Below are 17050 nucleotides of genomic sequence, written 5' to 3' on the forward strand. Positions count from 1 at the left end.
TTTTTTTGGGTTCTAGATCTTGGTTTTAGCTTCTTGGTTTTAGCTTCTTGGTGCTAGGCTTTTGATACTAACTTTTTCCTGCCAGCCCTATAGCTTAAACACTGCGCCCATATCCTGTGGTTTGCTGCACAAACGCACGCTTCGCACTTGGTATCACATTTAATGCAGTTAGTGCCATATTTCTTGCTGCCACTAAGGGGAAATGACTATTCGAAAACGTACGTACTAACGTGTCGGTTAACGTAATAGTGGCGGTTCTGTCTTTACTGCGCTTGGCGGCGTAATCATTAAGTACGTTAAATTCCCCCGGATCGGTCACGCCTTTAAGCGTGTTCACCAAGGTAATAATATCGCGAAGTCCAAGGTTAAACCCTTGCCCTGCAATTGGGTGCAACGCTTGGGCCGCATTACCTACCACTACCGCACGATGGCTGGTAAGTGCATCGGTGTAACTTAATGCTAGTGGGTAGCTAGCCAATTCACTGATGGCTGTAATTTGCCCCTGCCGGTAACCAAATTCTTGCTGTAACCGCCGAATAAACGCTTCAGGGCTAAGCTGAATAAGTGATTCCGCGTGCTCACGAGCAACCGTCCATACTACGGAAAACCCCTTTCCTTTCGCCACATGCCCATTAATTTCACTGTCGAAAGGTAAAAATGCAACGGGCCCGTTTTTGGTAAAACGCTCGTAAGCTTTGTTGTGATGAGGCTCGCTAGTATGGGCATTGAAGATAATAGCCACTTGCTGGTAATCGTCAGTGTGGCGGGTTAGCCCTACTTGCTGAGCAAGTGAAGAGCGACCACCATCGGCAATCACCAAAAGTTTTGCATTAATGGTGCTGCCGTTATTAAGCGTGACTAGCGTACTGTCGGTTTCACGGGCTAAATGAGTGACCGTGGCGGGTGCAATGTGCTGATACTGCTTGCTTTGCGACATCACATTATGGGTAAGCGCACTTAGCGACACTACTTGCCCAAAGGTATTAATACCAAATTCACTGCTCGATAAATTCGTTAAGCCAATACCACCTTTATCGCTTACTTCAATATGTTCAATTTTGCCTTGATTTTGTTTTGCTAGCTCAGCTAGCCCTACGCCCATGGCATTTAACTCATTGACTGTTCGCCTAGCAAGGGCGATTACCCGCGTATCGGTTAACGGGTTAAAGACGTTGCTTTCATTAGAGGAGCTGCTTGCATTGGAAGAGCTAGCTGCATTTGAGGGGCTGGCGGCATCTACCAAAGTCACCGAAAGGCCCGCTTGTTCAGATAGGCCTTTAGCCAACACGCAGCCTACTATGCCGCCACCTACAATCACTACGTCTTGCTGGCTCACGCTTTAGAACCTTCTTTTGTATTTTCTTTTTTACTTTCTTTATTAGCTGGCTGTATCAGGGCTTCGATGTCTTTCACCGTTTTAGGTACATCGGCGGTTAGGATGTCTACGCCTGTTGCAGTCACCACAACATCATCTTCAATACGCACCCCAATACCTTTGTATTGTTCAGGCACATCGCTGTCGCTAGCAATATAAATACCCGGTTCTACGGTAAGCACCATGCCGGGTTTTAATAAGCGGTCTTGGCCGTTCAATTTGTAGTTACCTACATCATGCACATCTAAGCCTAAAAAGTGCCCTAGCCCGTGCATGTAAAACTGCCGCCATGCTTTTTGGTCAAGGTTTTCACCTACCGAGCCTTTTAACACGCCAAGGGCAACCAAGCCTTCGGTGATGACTTCAGCGCTGTGGGTCATAGCATCGGTTAAGGTAATACCTGGCCCAAGCATGGCCAATACACTCTCTTGTGCTTTTAACACCAACTCATATATCTCGCGCTGTGGCTTAGTAAATTTACCATTTACGGGGAAAGTACGGGTAATGTCTGCGGCATAACCCTGAAATTCAGCGCCTGCGTCTATTAGTACTAAATCGCCGTCTTGGATTTGCGATGAATTTTCGGTGTAATGCAAAATACAGGCATTTTCACCGCTACCCACAATTGTGCTGTAAGCCGGCGCGCGAGCACCTGCCATAGCGAACTCATGATGTAATTCCGCTTCCAGTTGATATTCGAAGCAGCCAGGTTTGGCATATTGCATAGCCCGCTTGTGCGCGCGGGCGGTAATTTCTGCGGCGGCTTTCATCATGGCCACTTCACAGGCCGATTTAAACACCCGCATTTCATGCAAAATAGGGCGAACGTCGGTAATAGTTTTGGGCGCTAAGGCTTCTTTTGGTGCATTGCGCAAAGTAGCAACAGCGCTATTCACCTGTGCATCGGCTTCTTCATTTTCACCTAAGGCGAAATAAAGATGGTCTTGGCCTTGAAGTGATTCAAGCAAAGCATCGCCTAGTTCAGATAGCTCAAAGGCTTCATCTAGGCTGAAGCGTGATAGTGCCGCTTCTGCGCCTAAACGTCTGCCTTGCCAAATTTCAGCGTCTTTATCTTTTGGTAAACACACCATGGCACGATAACTTTCACCATAGCGTGGATGATTCGATAAAATTAACCAAGCGTCGGCTTCTTCAAACCCGGTTAAATACCAAAAGTCGCTGTTTTGTCTGAACAAGTATTCAGTATCTCGGCTTCGGGTCACTAAACCTGCTGCCGGAATAACACAGACACTATTAGGCAAACATTGCGCTAACAGTCTATCTTGACGAGCGATAAATTCTTGCGCACTAATCATCTCATTCGCCTTTCTTCATCAATATTATAAAACTCATGCATCTAATGACGATCATGCTATTCGAAAGATTACTCTTGCTTGTCACTTCACTCATGCCTTATGGAACAACGTTTTATTGCTTACGCGTTCCAACAAGCTTGAGATTATTTATTTAATGAACAGATGGCTTATCTTGCTGATCATCAAGTAAAGACTGCCCTAATTCGCTGAAGCACAAAATAGCGGAAATCTTCACGTATTCCATTACTTCAAATAAGGCGCGCTCCGACTCTTCATCGGCATCCATAGGTTCTTCCATACGGGCGATGTCAGCAAAATCTTCTAATGCTTCTTTCACATCGGCAGAACATTGCATTAAATCTTGCTGGTGTAGGCCAAACCCTAACATAAAGCCGTGCACCCAATTAATTAACGCTTCGCCTCTGTCATTGATAGGGGCTTGATCGTCAGGCAGCATCAACTGTAAGGCGAACTCTGGTTCAAGTAACTGCTGACACGTTTGATTAAACAATGTGTTTAACAGATAAGTGGTCGCATCGTTGAAGTTTTCACCTTGATTAATAGTGTCACTTAATGCAGAAAGCCACTTCTGATCGGTTAGCGACATTCCGCCACACAACATGCCACATAAAATACCGTGAACTTCGGCGCCATCTACTACTATGCCGTGTTGCGATAACTTGTTGCTAACGCTGTCGTAATCGAGCTGTTTTTCCACAAATAGGTTTCCTTTTTCGTTGAAACTTAATATTAGCAAAATAGCGCTATAAAACACACCATTGGTGATTTGGTCAGATGTTATTCAAGTAGTACTGGTCTTATGGGTTTTAACTGGCAACCTAGGATCAATTGCTCTATGATCGTCGTTATTGGATATGGAACTTCCTTTGCAGCAGATTAAGGTAAATGAATAAGGTAGGCCACACTTAAGCGAAGCAAATTTGAGCTTAAGTGAATAGCGTGTATAATTGCTGACCAACTGGTCAAGATTAGATTTATCGAATCTCATCAGTAATGGTTAAATTAGCTACGCAAATAATTCATTGGCGCTTTGGTGATCTACTTCACCCCACACCGCGTTTGATATACCCTGTTGCGTTATACAATAACAATGTTTCCTGGAATGTTCGCCAGTTCACTCTTGTCCCTGGCCGATGCTATTAAACTAGGAAGTTGAAACAATGGCTACTGTGCAAGCTCGGCTCGTATCGAGAAGCCTACGGCCATAGTGATGCTTCCGCCCTGAACTTTCGGTTCACGGGCGAACGATGAACAGCGGCATTTCGGGAGACGCCCTCTTTCGACGGAAGAAGAAATGGCAATAATAAATTTTGGCTCTATTAATATCGATCATGTTTATCAGGTAGATCACTTCGTTCAACCTGGTGAAACTCTTGCGTCTACTCACTACCAACAATTACTTGGTGGTAAAGGTGCGAACCAATCCATTGCCCTAGCGCAAGCCGGTGCAGATGTTCGTCACGTAGGCAGCATTCATGAAAATGACGCAACGTTCAAACAAACGCTCATTAAAAAAGGCGTAGATTGTCGTGGCGTTAAATGCTCTGAAACCCCTTCAGGTCATGCCATTATTCAAGTAACGCCCAGTGGCGAAAATGCTATTGTGTTATTTGGTGGCGCAAACCAAACCATTACTGCCGATACCGTAAACAAAGCGTTGTTAGATACGTCGTCTTCCGATTGGGTACTTACCCAAAACGAAACCAGCAGTATTGCTGACGTACTTCGCTTGGCAAAAGAAAGTCAGCTTAAAGTTGCCTTTAACCCTGCACCTATGAGTGAGTCGGTTAAAGCCCTTCCTTTAGATTGTATCGATTTACTGATTGTAAACGAGACGGAAGCAGCAGCATTAACGGATAAAGAAGAATTAGACGATATTCTTACGGTATTTAAAGAGCAGTGGTCTCATTGCGAAGTTATCATTACACTAGGTAAAGCGGGTGTAATGATGTTAAGAGGAAGCGATACCATAGAAGTGGAAGCGTTTTCTGTTGATGCAGTAGATACCACAGCCGCTGGCGATACTTTTATAGGTTACTTTTTGTCTGCTTACAGTACTCACACTGATGCCAAACGTGCATTAATTAGAGGTTGTGCAGCTTCTGCTATTGCGGTTACACGTGAAGGCGCGGCGCAAAGTATTCCTACGCAGAAAGAAGTTGACCGTTTTTTGGCAAAGCACACTAAATAAGAAAACGCACTAGAGTATTATTAATGGCACATAAGATAATTTTAGATACGGATCCTGGCATCGATGATGCGATGGCAATATTTTTTGCGTTTCAGTCTCCAGATATTGAAGTACTTGGTTTAACTACTGTTTACGGTAACGTACCTGTCACCATGGCGGCACAAAATGCCCTTACCCTTTGCGAAATTGCAGGTAAAGACATTCCAGTAACCAAAGGTGTTGGTATGCCTTGGGTAGGTCCTGAATCAACGTACGCGCATTTTGTACATGGTGATTATGGCTTTGGTCACATTAAACCAGAAGCGCCTAAAACCGAACTAGACCCTCGTAGCTCTGCTCAGTTTATTGTGGATATGGCCCGTAAGTACCCTGGCGAAGTGACGCTTGTGGCTATTGGCCCATTAGGTAACCTAGCGCTAGCACTACGTTTAGAGCCAGAACTGCCCAAGTTAGTAAAGGGCGTCACCATTATGGGTGGTGCTGCATTTGTACGTGGCAACGTAACGCCACTTGCCGAAGCTAACATTTGGAACGATGCCTACGCTGCCGAAATTGTATTCGGTGCAGATTGGGACTTAACCATGTTCGGCTTAGACGTAACTAACGACACGCCGTTTTCTCCTTCTTTTGTTGAAACATTAGAAGAAAAGAATGCGAAGCTTGGTGGTTTTGTGAAAGACACTGCCCAGTTCTATATGGATTTCTATTCAGCTAATCGTGAAGATCGTGTTTGTTTCTTCCACGATGCATTCCCGCTTGCACATTTACGCCACCCTGAGTTATTCGAACTCACCGAAGGTCAAGTGCGTGTTGGTACTGGCGAGCTAGATCGTGGTCAAACAGCAGTGGCCCCTAAGGGTACAACCCCTAGCCCACTGTGGAACAATGCGAACACCATTAAAGTGGCTACAAAAGTAGATCACGCTAAATTGGAACAATTGTTCATAGACACCTATGCTTTATAGATGTGAAAGGAGGCTGTTCTATGGTAGCCGGCCTCCTGCTTTCACATTTTAGTTGAGGTAATGTGAAAGAATGATCCCTGCCAAGGTTCCAGCAAACGAAGAACAACGCCTTAGAGAGCTATTAAGCTACGATGTACTTGATACGGACGCCGAGCAACTCTTCGACGATTTAACTCAACTTGCTTCGCAAATTTGCGACTCACCCATTGCATTAATTAGCCTAGTTGACCCCGACAGGCAATGGTTCAAATCTCGTGTAGGAATTGAAGCCACCGAAACCTCCCGTAATATCGCCTTTTGCTCTCATGCTATTTTACAGCGTGAAGTATTTGAAGTGCACAACGCAAAAGAAGACCCTCGCTTTCACGATAACCCTCTTGTAACAGGCGAGCCAAATATTCGATTCTATGCTGGCGCACCGCTAATTACTCCATCTGGGCATGCCATTGGCACGCTATGCACAATCGGCGATAAACCCAAAACCCTAACTAGTCTTCAACGCAATGCACTTAAAACACTCAGTGAATCAGTGGTTGCGCATCTGGAATTAAAACGCAAGAACAAAGAACTTGAACGAACCAGCAAGTTTAAATCTGACTTTCTTTCCTACATTAGCCACGAAATAAGAACGCCGCTAAATGCGATAAACACGTTCAGCCATTTGCTTGAAGGCGAAGCCAAGCAATTTTCACTGCCCACTAACTTTACAGACTCGCTTGGGCATATAAGCAAAAGCGGTGAGCGCTTGCTTGAAATAGTGAACTCAGTGTTAGATATGAAGCAAATAGAAGCGGGTAAAATGCGCGTCATGCCCCGCCCCGTCAGCACAGCCGATTTTTTCACGCATTTATTCTCGTTAACCCGAATTCGCGCTGAAGACGGGAATGTTATTTTTAATTCTGTTATTGATGACAATGTTCCCTACTCTCTTAATTTCGACGACACTAAGTTTGGACAAGTAGCCTTAAACCTATTATCGAATGCCATTAAGTACACTCATGCCAATAAGCACGTATCCATTCGAGTGAAGTACAAGCAAGGGAATTTGTTGCTGGCGATTAAAGACGAAGGCATCGGTATTAGTGAAGAGGAACAAAAAAAGCTCTTCGCACCATTCGAGCGAATGGAGAACGCGCATCAATTTGATGGTACAGGCTTAGGCCTAAATATTACCAAGAAGCTGGTTGAGTTGATGGGAGGGTCTATAAAACTTAGCAGTAAGCTAAACGAAGGTACTCACGTAAGCGTAGCCATTCCTGCAGAAAAAGTTAGCGCCGATACTATCGAGCACGATCCCGCGCTTTTACAGCCCCAAGAGCTAAATATTCCTACAGACTCTCACGTACTAGTAGTGGAAGATCATTATATTAATCAGATAGTGATTAAAACCATATTTGATAAACTTGGTTTGCCATTATCGGTTGTAGATAGCGGTGAAGAAGGCGTAGAGTATGTAAAATCGAACCCTGTAGATTTGGTGCTGATGGACATTAACTTACCGGGAATTGACGGAACAGAAGCCACTCGGCAAATTAAGAAAGTGCGCGCCACACTACCTGTTATAGCCTTAACCGCAGATGTTATCACGCAACGAGATTTGTTATTAAAAAATGGCTTAGACGACCTACTCACCAAGCCCGTTGAAAACGCAGAGCTTATTAGGGTACTTAATCACTATTTAGGAAAGTAAGACAACGTGGAGCCACTGGAAGCCTGCTGTATGAAACGGAACACGTCACAAATTATGTCAAAAAAAACATCACGAGCAACACTGCGAAAGGCATTAAGAGCATTGCGCAATGAATTACCTGAATCTGAGCAGCAGCACGCTGCTTTCGCAGTACGCGACAACCTCTTGTCATTACCCGATATTACCAACGCATCATCTATTGCTTGTTACCTGCCTAACGACGGTGAAGTAGACTTACGCCCCTTTATGCACGCATGCTGGAAGCTGAACAACGCATCTGCCCTTCATACTTCTTTGCCTGTGTTGCATCCAGTTTGCAAAGGCCACCTGCTTTTTCTTCGGTATACAGAAAAAACGCCAATGCGCGTGAACAAATACAACATTGAAGAGCCAATACTAGCCTGCTCAGATGTAATTCCGACCTTCCATCATCAGGTGATACTTATGCCATTGGTAGGGTTTGATGCGAGTGGAAATCGTTTGGGCATGGGCGGTGGCTATTACGACCGCACGTTAGCTAGCATTCAAGCACAAATCATAAAGCCAAAGCTCATAGGTATTGCCCACGATTGCCAGCAAGTAGACCAACTTCCGGTTCAGCATTGGGACATTCCTGTAAACGCTATTGTCACCCCAACACAGCAGTTGAGCTTTAATCGTACATAACGCACCGTAAATTCCCCTATCACGGTGGGTTAGCTAGCGGTTTTCCGGTAAACTGATGAAAATTTAGTTAGGAGAGTCACTATGGATCAGAATGCAAAGAAGCAAGCAGTAGCGAAAGCAGCCATCGAATATGTTGAAAACGGCAGTATTGTTGGTGTAGGTACTGGCTCCACGGTTAATTTTTTCATTGAAGAACTCGGCAAAATTAAAAATAACATTGAAGGGGCAGTATCCAGTTCTGATGCCTCTACCAAGTTGCTAGAAGCCCTAGGCATTGAAGTATTCGCACTAAACGATGTTAGCAATATTTCAGTGTATATCGACGGTGCTGATGAAGTTACCGAACACAAACACATGATTAAAGGCGGCGGTGCAGCCCTTACCCGGGAAAAAATTGTGGCGGGTGCATCAACTACATTCGTGTGTATTGTAGATGATAGCAAGCGCGTTCCCGTGCTTGGCAAATTCCCTCTTCCTGTTGAAGTTATTCCAATGGCGCGATCTTTTGTGGCTCGCGAGTTGGTAAAACTAGGCGGCGATCCTGAATACCGTCAAGGCGTAGTAACCGATAACGGCAACGTTATTTTAGACGTACATAACCTTGAAATCTTAAACCCAAGAGAGCTTGAACAGTCGATTAATAATATTCCTGGTGTGGTCACCAACGGCATATTCGCCCTACGTGGCGCAGACATCGTACTATCGGCCACCGAAACCGGTGTTGATACCTTTAAATAATAGCTTTCAAGTTAAACTGATTTCTGTTAGATTTCCGTTTAGACGTCTAGATGGCCTTTCGAGAGTTTGAGGTTAGTACTAGTCGGGGTAGGTAAGACTTCCGCAAACACGCTGTGAACCCATCCATGGGAGCTCCGCCGCCGCATCCATGCGGCGGAGGGTTTGCTCCAGTCTTACCTACCCCGCCTGCACCAGCCTCGAGCTCTGTAAATACTAATACTTTTTAAGAGATAGCAAATCCATGAGCAAAGTTTCACTAGAGAAGGATAAGATCCGGATATTGTTGTTAGAGGGTGTGCATCAAAGTGCACTAGAAACCTTTAAGAATAATGGATACACCAATATTGAGTATCTCAAAACGTCCCTTCCTGAAGAAGAGCTTGTTGAGAAAGTGAAAGATGCACATTTTATTGGCCTTCGTTCGCGCACTCAAATTACTGAGAAGGTGGTAGACGCCGCTCAAAAATTGGTGGCTATTGGTTGTTTCTGTATTGGTACTAACCAAGTTAATTTAGAAGCAACACAGCGCCGTGGTATTCCGGTATTTAATGCCCCATTTTCTAATACTCGTTCAGTAGCAGAGCTTGTGCTTGGTCAGCTTATTCTTTTGCTTCGCCAAGTGCCTAGCAAAAGTGCTAAAGCGCACCGCGGTGAGTGGGAAAAAACAGCAAATGGTTCATACGAAGCCCGTGGAAAAACACTGGGTATTATTGGTTATGGACACATTGGTACTCAACTAAGTATTCTTGCTGAACACCTTGGTATGCGTGTACAGTTTTTCGATATTGAAGATAAGTTGGTATTAGGTAACTCTACGCAGATAAAGTCGTTAGAGAAGCTATTAAACACTTCTGATGTGGTATCGCTTCACGTGCCTGAAACTCAGCAAACGCAAAACATGTTTGCAGCTGAGCAATTTGCGCAAATGAAAAAAGGCAGCATTTTTATTAATGCTTCACGCGGAACGGTTGTAGATATTGACGCTCTTGCCGATGCACTTGAAAGCGGGCAGTTAAATGGCGCTGCTATTGACGTATTCCCCGTTGAGCCTAAGTCGAATAACGAAGAATTCCAATCACCTCTACGTAAGTTTGATAACGTGATTCTTACGCCGCATGTAGGCGGTAGCACTCAAGAAGCCCAAGAAAACATTGGCATAGAAGTAGCCGGTAAATTGGCGAAGTACAGTGATAATGGTTCTACCTTATCTGCAGTTAACTTCCCTGAAGTATCATTACCAGAGCACATTAGCCGCTCTCGTCTGCTTCACGTGCACAAAAACCAGCCGGGTATTCTTACACAGATTAACCAAGCATTTGCAGAGAAAGGCATTAACATTGAAGCCCAGTACCTTCAAACTAACGCAGAAATTGGTTATGTAGTGGTAGATGTTCAGCAAGACAGAGCTTATGACGCGCTTGCACAACTACAACAGATTGACGGTACGATTAAGACCCGTATTCTTCACTAATGCTAGGGGTGGCGGTCGTTAGTTACCGTCATACTCTTTTGAAGACATAAAAAAACGCTGCCAATTGACAGCGTTTTTTGTTTCTACAACCGTTAATACGGTTTTAGAAGAAGTTGTAAACTAGTGTTACTGCAGTTTCAGTATCAAGCTTTTCAACGTCGTCAGATACGTTTGAGTTATGGTCTAACTTAAACGACAGCTTCATAGAAAGGTTACCGCTAATAGTAGCCGTAAGCGCCGACTCAGCACGAGATTTCGTGTTATCAGAACCCACTTCCGTACTCACTGTTTGAGTAAATTTAGCTGTGTCTGAAATTTTCCAAGAGTAAGCACTTGAAGCACGAACAATCATACTGTTCTGCTCTTCGCCTTCTTGTGTTTCAGCAAACGAGTAACCAGGACCGATTGAGTACTCTAAAGTGTGACGTTTATTTTCAAGTACTTTTTGGTTCCAACCCACAGCAAGTGTTGATTGATAGTCGAAGTTACTTAAACGGTCATCTTCATACGATGCGAAACCAAACAAACGATAATCAGGGTTATCTAACTTGTAGTTACCCTGTGCAGAACCGTAAAACTTTTGTGCCGATGTGTATTCTTCTTCAGTACCGTCGTCGTTATCTACCGTTTCTTTCTTGTAAAGACCTTCAAGAATGTAGTCGTTGCTCCACTGCTGCAATTCTTGGTGAGCAGTAATACCAGCACTGATTGATGACGTTTCAGTGTTACCTGTTGTTGCGATAATACCTAGCTCACCTTCCATCGTGAAAGGTTTAACATCGTCTTGAGCAAAAGTAACAGAAGAGAAAGACAAGGCCAAAAGTGAAGCGAGAAGCTGTTTTTTCATTAGCAATCCTAGTAGTGTTTTATCCTTTGCCATGCTGTAAATACCCTGCGTAAGCGCTAGCCAGCATAGCCTGAAAAATCTGCGCCAATAGTACCTACCTAATAGAGCGAGTCAATGAGGGTCGAATAAAAATTAGACTATAAGACGCAAAATTTACACTTATTGATAAGCTTTGAGCCTGATTATTAGAAGAATTGATAAACCAAAGCAACCGAAGTCTCTGTACTTAACCCATCTACATCTTCGGTAGTATCGGTTTCGTGATTTAAAATAAACGACAGCTTCATGGCTAAAGAGCCGAAAACGTTGGCTGACAAAGACGTCTCAGAACGAGATTTAGTATTTTCATCACCCGCTTCAGTGCTAACAAATTGTCGAAGGTTAGCACCCGATGCCCAATGGTATTTGTATTCAGCAGATGCCCTTACAATTACACCGTCGTTGATATCTTCATCTAACGGCTCTTCAAGCTCGACAAAAGAATAACCAGGCCCAACACTGTAACGAAACTCACTGACTTCGTCTCGCCACACACGCTGTGACCAACCAGCAGCCAGTGAAGCACGATGATCATACCCGCTAAAAGAATCATCTTCATAATCGCCGTACATGAATAAACGTCTACCAGGCTGGTTTAATTTGTAATCGAACTGAGCGCTGCCATAGAAGCGTTTGGCCGATACTTCGCGACCAGTGCCATCGGTATTACTTTCTTGATAAAGCATTTCTGCAAAGTACAGACTGCTCCAATTTTCAGTTTCATGATCGGCGTTAATACCCGCTTTGATGCTCGCTGCAGATGTATTTCCAGTATTTGACAGAATACCTAACTCACCGTTCAGCGAAAATCTAGGTACTTCGTCGTCGGTGTCTGGCGTAAAATCGGCGTGATAAAGCGTTTGAATTAAATCGCGATCTGCCGCAAAGACGGCAGTGCTTATACTGAGTAGACAGCATGCTGCACAAAATAATTTGGTTAGATTAAGCATAATTTTTAGTAATTTTTTATAGGTTCGGTGCTGTTATGGCATAGCCATTTAACACCCTATTATGCCCTTCCGTGGGTATTACGTAAGCTATGTGTTTTTACCGCTTAGCTTTTTACCGCTTTGCTTTTTACCGCTTAGTTGTACAATCGAGCGCTTGTAGAACGGTTTCTAAATTCATATTCAACAACCATCAAGCTGCTTTGCGCCACATAAAGCCCAAAGCTACTTACCATTGTTTTACCTCACTGCCGGTAAATCAATGTATAAGCATAGAAATTTTTGCTGTTTCTCTATCGGCGAACTCTATGGCATTTGCCACGTCATCTAGATTCACACCACTATTATTGGCTATGTCTTCTAAAAAAAGTTCAATGTCAGCATCAGTTTTTTTATTTTGCTGCATGGAAGTGACCCTTGACGCCAATGCCAGTAGCGCAATATCGCTATCTGCAGCCTGCCTAGACATATCATTAGCGTGCATAACCGGATAATAGAGCACAAGAGGAAGCTTCCAACTTTCTAATATGGTACCGCTACAGTTAGAAAAGGTAAAACCAAAATGGTGAATTTGTCTTGCCCCTAGCAGCATATCGTTATCTTGCTCAATGTAGTTTTTGTAAAGCTCGGGCGAGCGTTTAGCAATCACCAACTCACTGAGATTTTGCAATATCCCCATCACGAAGAAACGCTCGCTACCACGAATATTACTGGCCTTGGCCAATTGCTTCGCCACCATTCCACAATACACCGAATCGAACCAATGTTTATCAAGATCAATAAGCTTGGTATCAAAGTATTTAAATGCGGTGTTTGCGGTTTCTGCCACTACCAAATTATACAATGCTTCACCACCAATAATGTTAATGGCTTTTGAAACAGACTCTACCTGTGATGGAAATCGGAACAGTGAACTATTTGCCAATCGCAGCACCTTGGCTGTTAATGACGAATCTAAACTGATCAAATCGCCAAGGTCGTTTGCACTTGAACGCGGGTTATCTAATACCGAGCGGATACGTATACATATATCTGGCAAGGTAAATGACTTTGTAGCAAACGACACATATTTATCTAAAGACATGCAAAGGTTCCACTTTTAACTATTACATAGCGGTGTATAAAGAAAAAAACTACACCACTTATGCTTTATCAATTTTCTCGGGAGGCGTATCAAACATAGAAATTTGACTCGGCTCTCGGACTTCTTGTATTGCTTCGTTTTGACGACGGTCTCTGCTTAAGGCCGCTTTTTTACGGCGCTGACATGCCACTATAACTTTTCGGCGAGTTCCGTCGTCAATCTTGAGCCAATACAATCGCTCTTCTCGGCTGCGGTAGCATCCTTTGCAATACCCTCGCGGTCCAGACTCACAAACACCAATACAGGGGCTTGGAATTTCAAAGAACTCCAGTTGCTGTGCTGGTGGCTTTTGGTCTGTCATGTTTACCTGTATGCGCTTGCTAAAACGCGTTGCGTTAAATTAAAAACACCTTCTTAATGCCACTAATATATTGTTACTGGCCACGTAAACCAAGATAGTTATTACATTACTCCAGTATATTTTGGGCAAACTCACCAAAATAGCAACTCTGTAATAATACATGAGTATTAATCTACCAGTGTATAGTCAATAGTCGAAACTACCCGTACCTGCTTAATATGGGGGTGATGATGGTCTCTACTCGAGATAGAAAACCGTCCCTGATTAGCCCGCTTTATTTTCCCTAAGGTACTTTTTGAGTCTTGCGCGAATTTTTCAGCAACCTCTCTGGCGTTAACAGTGGCTTCCTCAATCATTGCTGGCTTCACTTCATTTAAACGCGTAAATACATACTCGGGCTGTGCTTGATAGTGTTGATTGGTTAGCACAACACCAGACTTTAATAAGCTACCTATCTGGCTCATGACTAAGCGCACATTTTCTACATCGTTTGAAAACACGGTAATGGTTTGCACTGCGCTATAACGAAACGGCGCTTTTTCTGTTCCTCCATATTGCTGGGCTAGCTTGTCGGTAATGTCTGGCTTACCGATGGAAATTCCCTCTTTGGCAATACCGTTATTCTGTAAGAAGGTAGATACTTTCATGCTGTTAGCTTCAATGTGGTTGTATAGCGCGGGTAAATCATTGCCCGCATCAACAAATTGAATAGGCCAAATCACGCGATCAGCCACGTATTCTCGTTCTGATAATCCTTTAACGGTAACTACCCTGTCCCACGTTTGCATCTCGTTTAAGGCCGAAGACACCTGTTGACCCAATACGCCAAGCGCACTCACCATCCCTATTGCCACTACCACTGCTGCACCTATCTTCATAACTCTCGTTCCAGTTTTTATTGTTGATAGTGCTAGCTTACGTTCAGTTGGAGTCGAATTTAGGGATGAAAAAAGCCGAGATTGTTGATACTTAACGATACATAATGACCAATTGTGGCCGCAAAGAGGCTGGAGAAATGAATTAGCGTTTATTCCCATCAACTATCATTTTGCGCGCTCTCGCATCCGAATTTCGAATCATATCGTCAATCAAAGCTGTTTCGGGCATATTCTTCCAGTACTTTTTGGGCATTGAGCTCAACATTGCGCTCTTTTTGATACGGGCGGGATTAAATATATTAGCGTAGTAAGTGAGCCAATATTTTTCGATACGATCTTCATCAGGAAACACTCTCGGATCGGGATTATCTTCTAAAACTAGCTTTTCAGTATCCCAATGAGCAGCCCGATAAGGCGTCAATATAGACCACCGCATATTCTTAAAGCGAGTTTGGAAGAAGTCGAGTTTAATCTCTAAGCTAAAATGTTCTGGTTCATACCAAGCGATAAAGTGCTCTTGTCCGTCAAGCGTAACTTCTCGAAATCTCAAAAAAGCACTTATTTTATATGCATCGCGCTTTACCGCTTTGGCTAACGTAGTAAGTTGCAGTATATCTTGGTCAGTCTTTAACTGAATAAGGTTTTTGTTCTCGAAAATAACGCGCCATAACACCCGATAACACAATGCGAATCGGCTCGCATCTTGATGACACAGTGCATATTTAAAAAGTATTAAGACTGACTTGGGAATAGTGTGTTGCGTTTTTGGCTTACTGGCTGCTATGTCTTGTTCCCCATCGCCAAACAGGTCGTCTTGTATCGACTCTGAATTTTGCCAGATAATATTTTCGGGGGGGATAGCTTGCGCCAAACATTCTCTTGCTGCAATGCGCCACTCATCGTACCCAGGCACCGAAGTGATTGTAATTGTTTTCATCTTGATCTTACTGCTAATCCTACTTCAGTTAGGCGCCGAATAACTCAAACTGCTTCGGCTGTTTGAACTGCAACTCAAAATTATTACTATCGAGTAAGTGAATAGCAGGTGAGTAATCACTTACGCTAATGAAAGGTTTCAGCTTTTGTAATGGCAGACGCAATTTCGTGAGATCCATCCAGCTAAGCTTTGTATAACGACGAATCGCCAGAATTTTTTGTACGGTGCGTGCACCAAGACCTGGCACTCTTAACAACATGAGTTTGTCGGCTTTATTTAAATCAATGGGAAACACATGACGATTGCGCAATGCCCACGCTAGTTTAGGATCGTGGTCCATATCAAGCATGTCATCGTGCACGATTTCGTCAAGCGTAAATCCATAGAAACGCAGTAGCCAATCAGCTTGATAAAGACGATGCTCTCGCACCAAAGGCGCAGGTTTCAAAGGCAAAACTTCTGATGCATCAGGTATTGGCGAGAACGCAGAATAATAAACTCGGCGCAGCTTTTGTTGGCTATAAAGTTGAACACTCGCTCCCAAGATGGTTTTATCATTTGAGCCATCGGCTCCTATAATCATTTGAGTGGACTGCCCGCCAGGGGCAAAACGAGGAGGACGTTTGCCTGTATGCGTTTTATCTACTTTATGCTCAGTAATTTTGTCTTTCAGGGTATTCATCGCGCTATGAATAGCGCCGAGATCTTTTTCGGGCGCGTATTGATTTAATGAAGGCTGGGTAGGCATTTCTACATTAATACTAAGCCTGTCAGCGTATAAACCTGCTTCGGCCTGAAGTTCAGGCGATGCATTGGGAATGGTTTTAAGATGAATATACCCCTTAAATCCGTGATCGATACGTAAGGATTTGGCAATACGCACCATGCTTTCCATTGTAAGGTCTGGCGAACCGACAATGCCTGAACTAAGAAATAAACCTTCGATATAGTTACGCTTATAAAAATTCAGTGTTAGCTCAACCGTTTCTTTGACCGTGAAACGGGCACGTTGAACACTACTCGATACTCTATTGATGCAATAGTGACAATCGTAAATACAGTAGTTTGTCATGAGTATCTTCAGTAAAGAAACACACCGTCCATCAGGAGTAAAACTGTGGCATATACCCATTCCGCCAGTAAGAGAACCAATACCAGTTTTATCAGTTTTACCTGCCTTTCGTTTACCTGCCGAACCGCTTGCACAGGAAGCGTCATACTTGGCTGCATCTGAGAGAATTTCGAGTTTTTGAATCAGTTTGTCATGCATTGCAAATTGTCACTTTCTCTAAGCAAATACACAAAATCAGCGGGTTCGGTAATAAAATACGAAAATAGAAGTGTGTATTTATAGGTGGTTTTTAGATTACAAAGCCGTTATATCATGTATAAATATACAGTACAAATGCATTCTGCTATCACAAAATAAAGGGGTGTAGCGTTGAGCCATTGTGGCCCATCCCCTATGCCTACCATAAAAAAAGGCCACTTAAATTAAGTGGCCTGAAGTGCCTCCAAAGTACG

16 protein-coding genes and 1 other RNA gene are annotated in these 17050 nt (G+C 43.6%); 7 read left to right on the forward strand and 10 right to left on the reverse strand.

What is annotated here, in order from left to right; genetic code table 11:
- Positions 1-94 precede the first annotated feature (94 nt).
- The 3 genes from C7Y69_RS18390 to C7Y69_RS18400 form a co-directional block, all read right to left on the reverse strand.
- Positions 95-1336 (reverse strand): FAD-dependent oxidoreductase, encoded by a 1242-nt coding sequence (locus tag C7Y69_RS18390; protein WP_013782981.1) that lies wholly within the window; start codon positions 1334-1336, stop codon positions 95-97.
- Positions 1333-2691: a Xaa-Pro aminopeptidase gene (pepP, locus tag C7Y69_RS18395; protein ID WP_013782980.1), complete on the reverse strand. Its 1359-nt coding sequence runs from the start codon at positions 2689-2691 to the stop codon at positions 1333-1335. The genes C7Y69_RS18390 and pepP overlap by 4 nt, the downstream gene beginning before the upstream one ends.
- Before the next feature lie 151 nt (positions 2692-2842).
- Positions 2843-3409 carry a UPF0149 family protein gene (locus tag C7Y69_RS18400; RefSeq protein WP_013782979.1) on the reverse strand — a complete coding sequence of 189 codons (567 nt, stop codon included), beginning with the start codon at positions 3407-3409 and terminating at the stop codon, positions 2843-2845.
- A 394-nt stretch (positions 3410-3803) separates the two neighbouring features.
- Between C7Y69_RS18400 and ssrS the strand changes: the two genes are divergently transcribed.
- The 7 genes from ssrS to serA all read left to right on the forward strand — a co-directional run bounded on the left by ssrS (position 3804) and on the right by serA (position 10433).
- A non-coding RNA gene (ssrS, locus tag C7Y69_RS18405) (6S RNA) lies at positions 3804-3985 on the forward strand.
- 21 nt (positions 3986-4006) lie between these two features.
- The gene (locus C7Y69_RS18410) at positions 4007-4903 is read left to right on the forward strand and encodes a ribokinase (RefSeq protein WP_126873755.1); all 897 of its coding nucleotides are present in this window, start codon (positions 4007-4009) and stop codon (positions 4901-4903) included.
- Between the two features lie 23 nt (positions 4904-4926).
- Positions 4927-5868 carry a nucleoside hydrolase gene (locus C7Y69_RS18415; RefSeq protein WP_126873756.1) on the forward strand — a complete coding sequence of 314 codons (942 nt, stop codon included), beginning with the start codon at positions 4927-4929 and terminating at the stop codon, positions 5866-5868.
- A gap of 70 nt (positions 5869-5938) precedes the next feature.
- Positions 5939-7558 carry a GAF domain-containing hybrid sensor histidine kinase/response regulator gene (locus tag C7Y69_RS18420; RefSeq protein ID WP_126873757.1) on the forward strand — a complete coding sequence of 540 codons (1620 nt, stop codon included), beginning with the start codon at positions 5939-5941 and terminating at the stop codon, positions 7556-7558.
- 54 nt (positions 7559-7612) lie between these two features.
- Positions 7613-8224 carry a 5-formyltetrahydrofolate cyclo-ligase gene (locus C7Y69_RS18425; protein ID WP_260563698.1) on the forward strand — a complete coding sequence of 204 codons (612 nt, stop codon included), beginning with the start codon at positions 7613-7615 and terminating at the stop codon, positions 8222-8224.
- Positions 8225-8305: 81 nt separating this feature from the next.
- On the forward strand, positions 8306-8962 hold the full coding sequence (gene rpiA, locus C7Y69_RS18430; RefSeq protein ID WP_013782974.1) for a ribose-5-phosphate isomerase RpiA: 657 nt from the start codon (positions 8306-8308) through the stop codon (positions 8960-8962).
- A gap of 241 nt (positions 8963-9203) precedes the next feature.
- Positions 9204-10433: a phosphoglycerate dehydrogenase gene (gene serA / locus C7Y69_RS18435; protein WP_013782973.1), complete on the forward strand. Its 1230-nt coding sequence runs from the start codon at positions 9204-9206 to the stop codon at positions 10431-10433.
- 103 nt (positions 10434-10536) lie between these two features.
- On the opposite strand, the gene C7Y69_RS18440 is transcribed toward serA, so the two are convergent.
- The 7 genes from C7Y69_RS18440 to C7Y69_RS18470 all read right to left on the reverse strand — a co-directional run bounded on the left by C7Y69_RS18440 (position 10537) and on the right by C7Y69_RS18470 (position 16796).
- Positions 10537-11280, reverse strand: a complete 744-nt coding sequence (locus tag C7Y69_RS18440; protein WP_126873759.1) for a YdiY family protein — start codon at positions 11278-11280, stop codon at positions 10537-10539.
- Positions 11281-11465: 185 nt separating this feature from the next.
- Complete coding sequence (locus tag C7Y69_RS18445; RefSeq protein WP_013782971.1) at positions 11466-12269, reverse strand: YdiY family protein; 804 nt, start codon at positions 12267-12269, stop codon at positions 11466-11468.
- 256 nt (positions 12270-12525) lie between these two features.
- Positions 12526-13350 (reverse strand): HDOD domain-containing protein, encoded by an 825-nt coding sequence (locus C7Y69_RS18450; protein ID WP_013782970.1) that lies wholly within the window; start codon positions 13348-13350, stop codon positions 12526-12528.
- A gap of 58 nt (positions 13351-13408) precedes the next feature.
- Complete coding sequence (locus tag C7Y69_RS18455; RefSeq protein WP_013782969.1) at positions 13409-13711, reverse strand: DUF1289 domain-containing protein; 303 nt, start codon at positions 13709-13711, stop codon at positions 13409-13411.
- A 167-nt stretch (positions 13712-13878) separates the two neighbouring features.
- Complete coding sequence (locus C7Y69_RS18460; RefSeq protein ID WP_126873760.1) at positions 13879-14589, reverse strand: SIMPL domain-containing protein; 711 nt, start codon at positions 14587-14589, stop codon at positions 13879-13881.
- A 142-nt stretch (positions 14590-14731) separates the two neighbouring features.
- On the reverse strand, positions 14732-15526 hold the full coding sequence (locus C7Y69_RS18465; RefSeq protein ID WP_126873761.1) for a TIGR03915 family putative DNA repair protein: 795 nt from the start codon (positions 15524-15526) through the stop codon (positions 14732-14734).
- Positions 15527-15554: 28 nt separating this feature from the next.
- Positions 15555-16796 (reverse strand): putative DNA modification/repair radical SAM protein, encoded by a 1242-nt coding sequence (locus C7Y69_RS18470; RefSeq protein ID WP_013782966.1) that lies wholly within the window; start codon positions 16794-16796, stop codon positions 15555-15557.
- Positions 16797-17050: the final 254 nt, after the last annotated feature.

This window comes from Alteromonas sp. KS69, from assembly GCF_003989595.1.
Classification (GTDB): Bacteria; Pseudomonadota; Gammaproteobacteria; order Enterobacterales; family Alteromonadaceae; genus Alteromonas; species Alteromonas naphthalenivorans.

What these genes read in the sequence shown, in the direction of transcription:
- pepP (WP_013782980.1), bottom strand. Translation starts at nt 2,691, where the DNA reads ATGATTAGTGCGCAAGAATTTATCGCTCGTCAAGATAGACTGTTAGCG.
- C7Y69_RS18410 (WP_126873755.1), top strand. Translation starts at nt 4,007, where the DNA reads ATGGCAATAATAAATTTTGGCTCTATTAATATCGATCATGTTTATCAG.
- C7Y69_RS18415 (WP_126873756.1), top strand. Translation starts at nt 4,927, where the DNA reads ATGGCACATAAGATAATTTTAGATACGGATCCTGGCATCGATGATGCG.
- C7Y69_RS18420 (WP_126873757.1), top strand. Translation starts at nt 5,939, where the DNA reads ATGATCCCTGCCAAGGTTCCAGCAAACGAAGAACAACGCCTTAGAGAG.
- C7Y69_RS18425 (WP_260563698.1), top strand. Translation starts at nt 7,613, where the DNA reads ATGTCAAAAAAAACATCACGAGCAACACTGCGAAAGGCATTAAGAGCA.
- rpiA (WP_013782974.1), top strand. Translation starts at nt 8,306, where the DNA reads ATGGATCAGAATGCAAAGAAGCAAGCAGTAGCGAAAGCAGCCATCGAA.
- serA (WP_013782973.1), top strand. Translation starts at nt 9,204, where the DNA reads ATGAGCAAAGTTTCACTAGAGAAGGATAAGATCCGGATATTGTTGTTA.
- C7Y69_RS18440 (WP_126873759.1), bottom strand. Translation starts at nt 11,280, where the DNA reads ATGAAAAAACAGCTTCTCGCTTCACTTTTGGCCTTGTCTTTCTCTTCT.
- C7Y69_RS18445 (WP_013782971.1), bottom strand. Translation starts at nt 12,269, where the DNA reads ATGCTTAATCTAACCAAATTATTTTGTGCAGCATGCTGTCTACTCAGT.
- C7Y69_RS18450 (WP_013782970.1), bottom strand. Translation starts at nt 13,350, where the DNA reads ATGTCTTTAGATAAATATGTGTCGTTTGCTACAAAGTCATTTACCTTG.
- C7Y69_RS18455 (WP_013782969.1), bottom strand. Translation starts at nt 13,711, where the DNA reads ATGACAGACCAAAAGCCACCAGCACAGCAACTGGAGTTCTTTGAAATT.
- C7Y69_RS18460 (WP_126873760.1), bottom strand. Translation starts at nt 14,589, where the DNA reads ATGAAGATAGGTGCAGCAGTGGTAGTGGCAATAGGGATGGTGAGTGCG.
- C7Y69_RS18465 (WP_126873761.1), bottom strand. Translation starts at nt 15,526, where the DNA reads ATGAAAACAATTACAATCACTTCGGTGCCTGGGTACGATGAGTGGCGC.
- C7Y69_RS18470 (WP_013782966.1), bottom strand. Translation starts at nt 16,796, where the DNA reads ATGCATGACAAACTGATTCAAAAACTCGAAATTCTCTCAGATGCAGCC.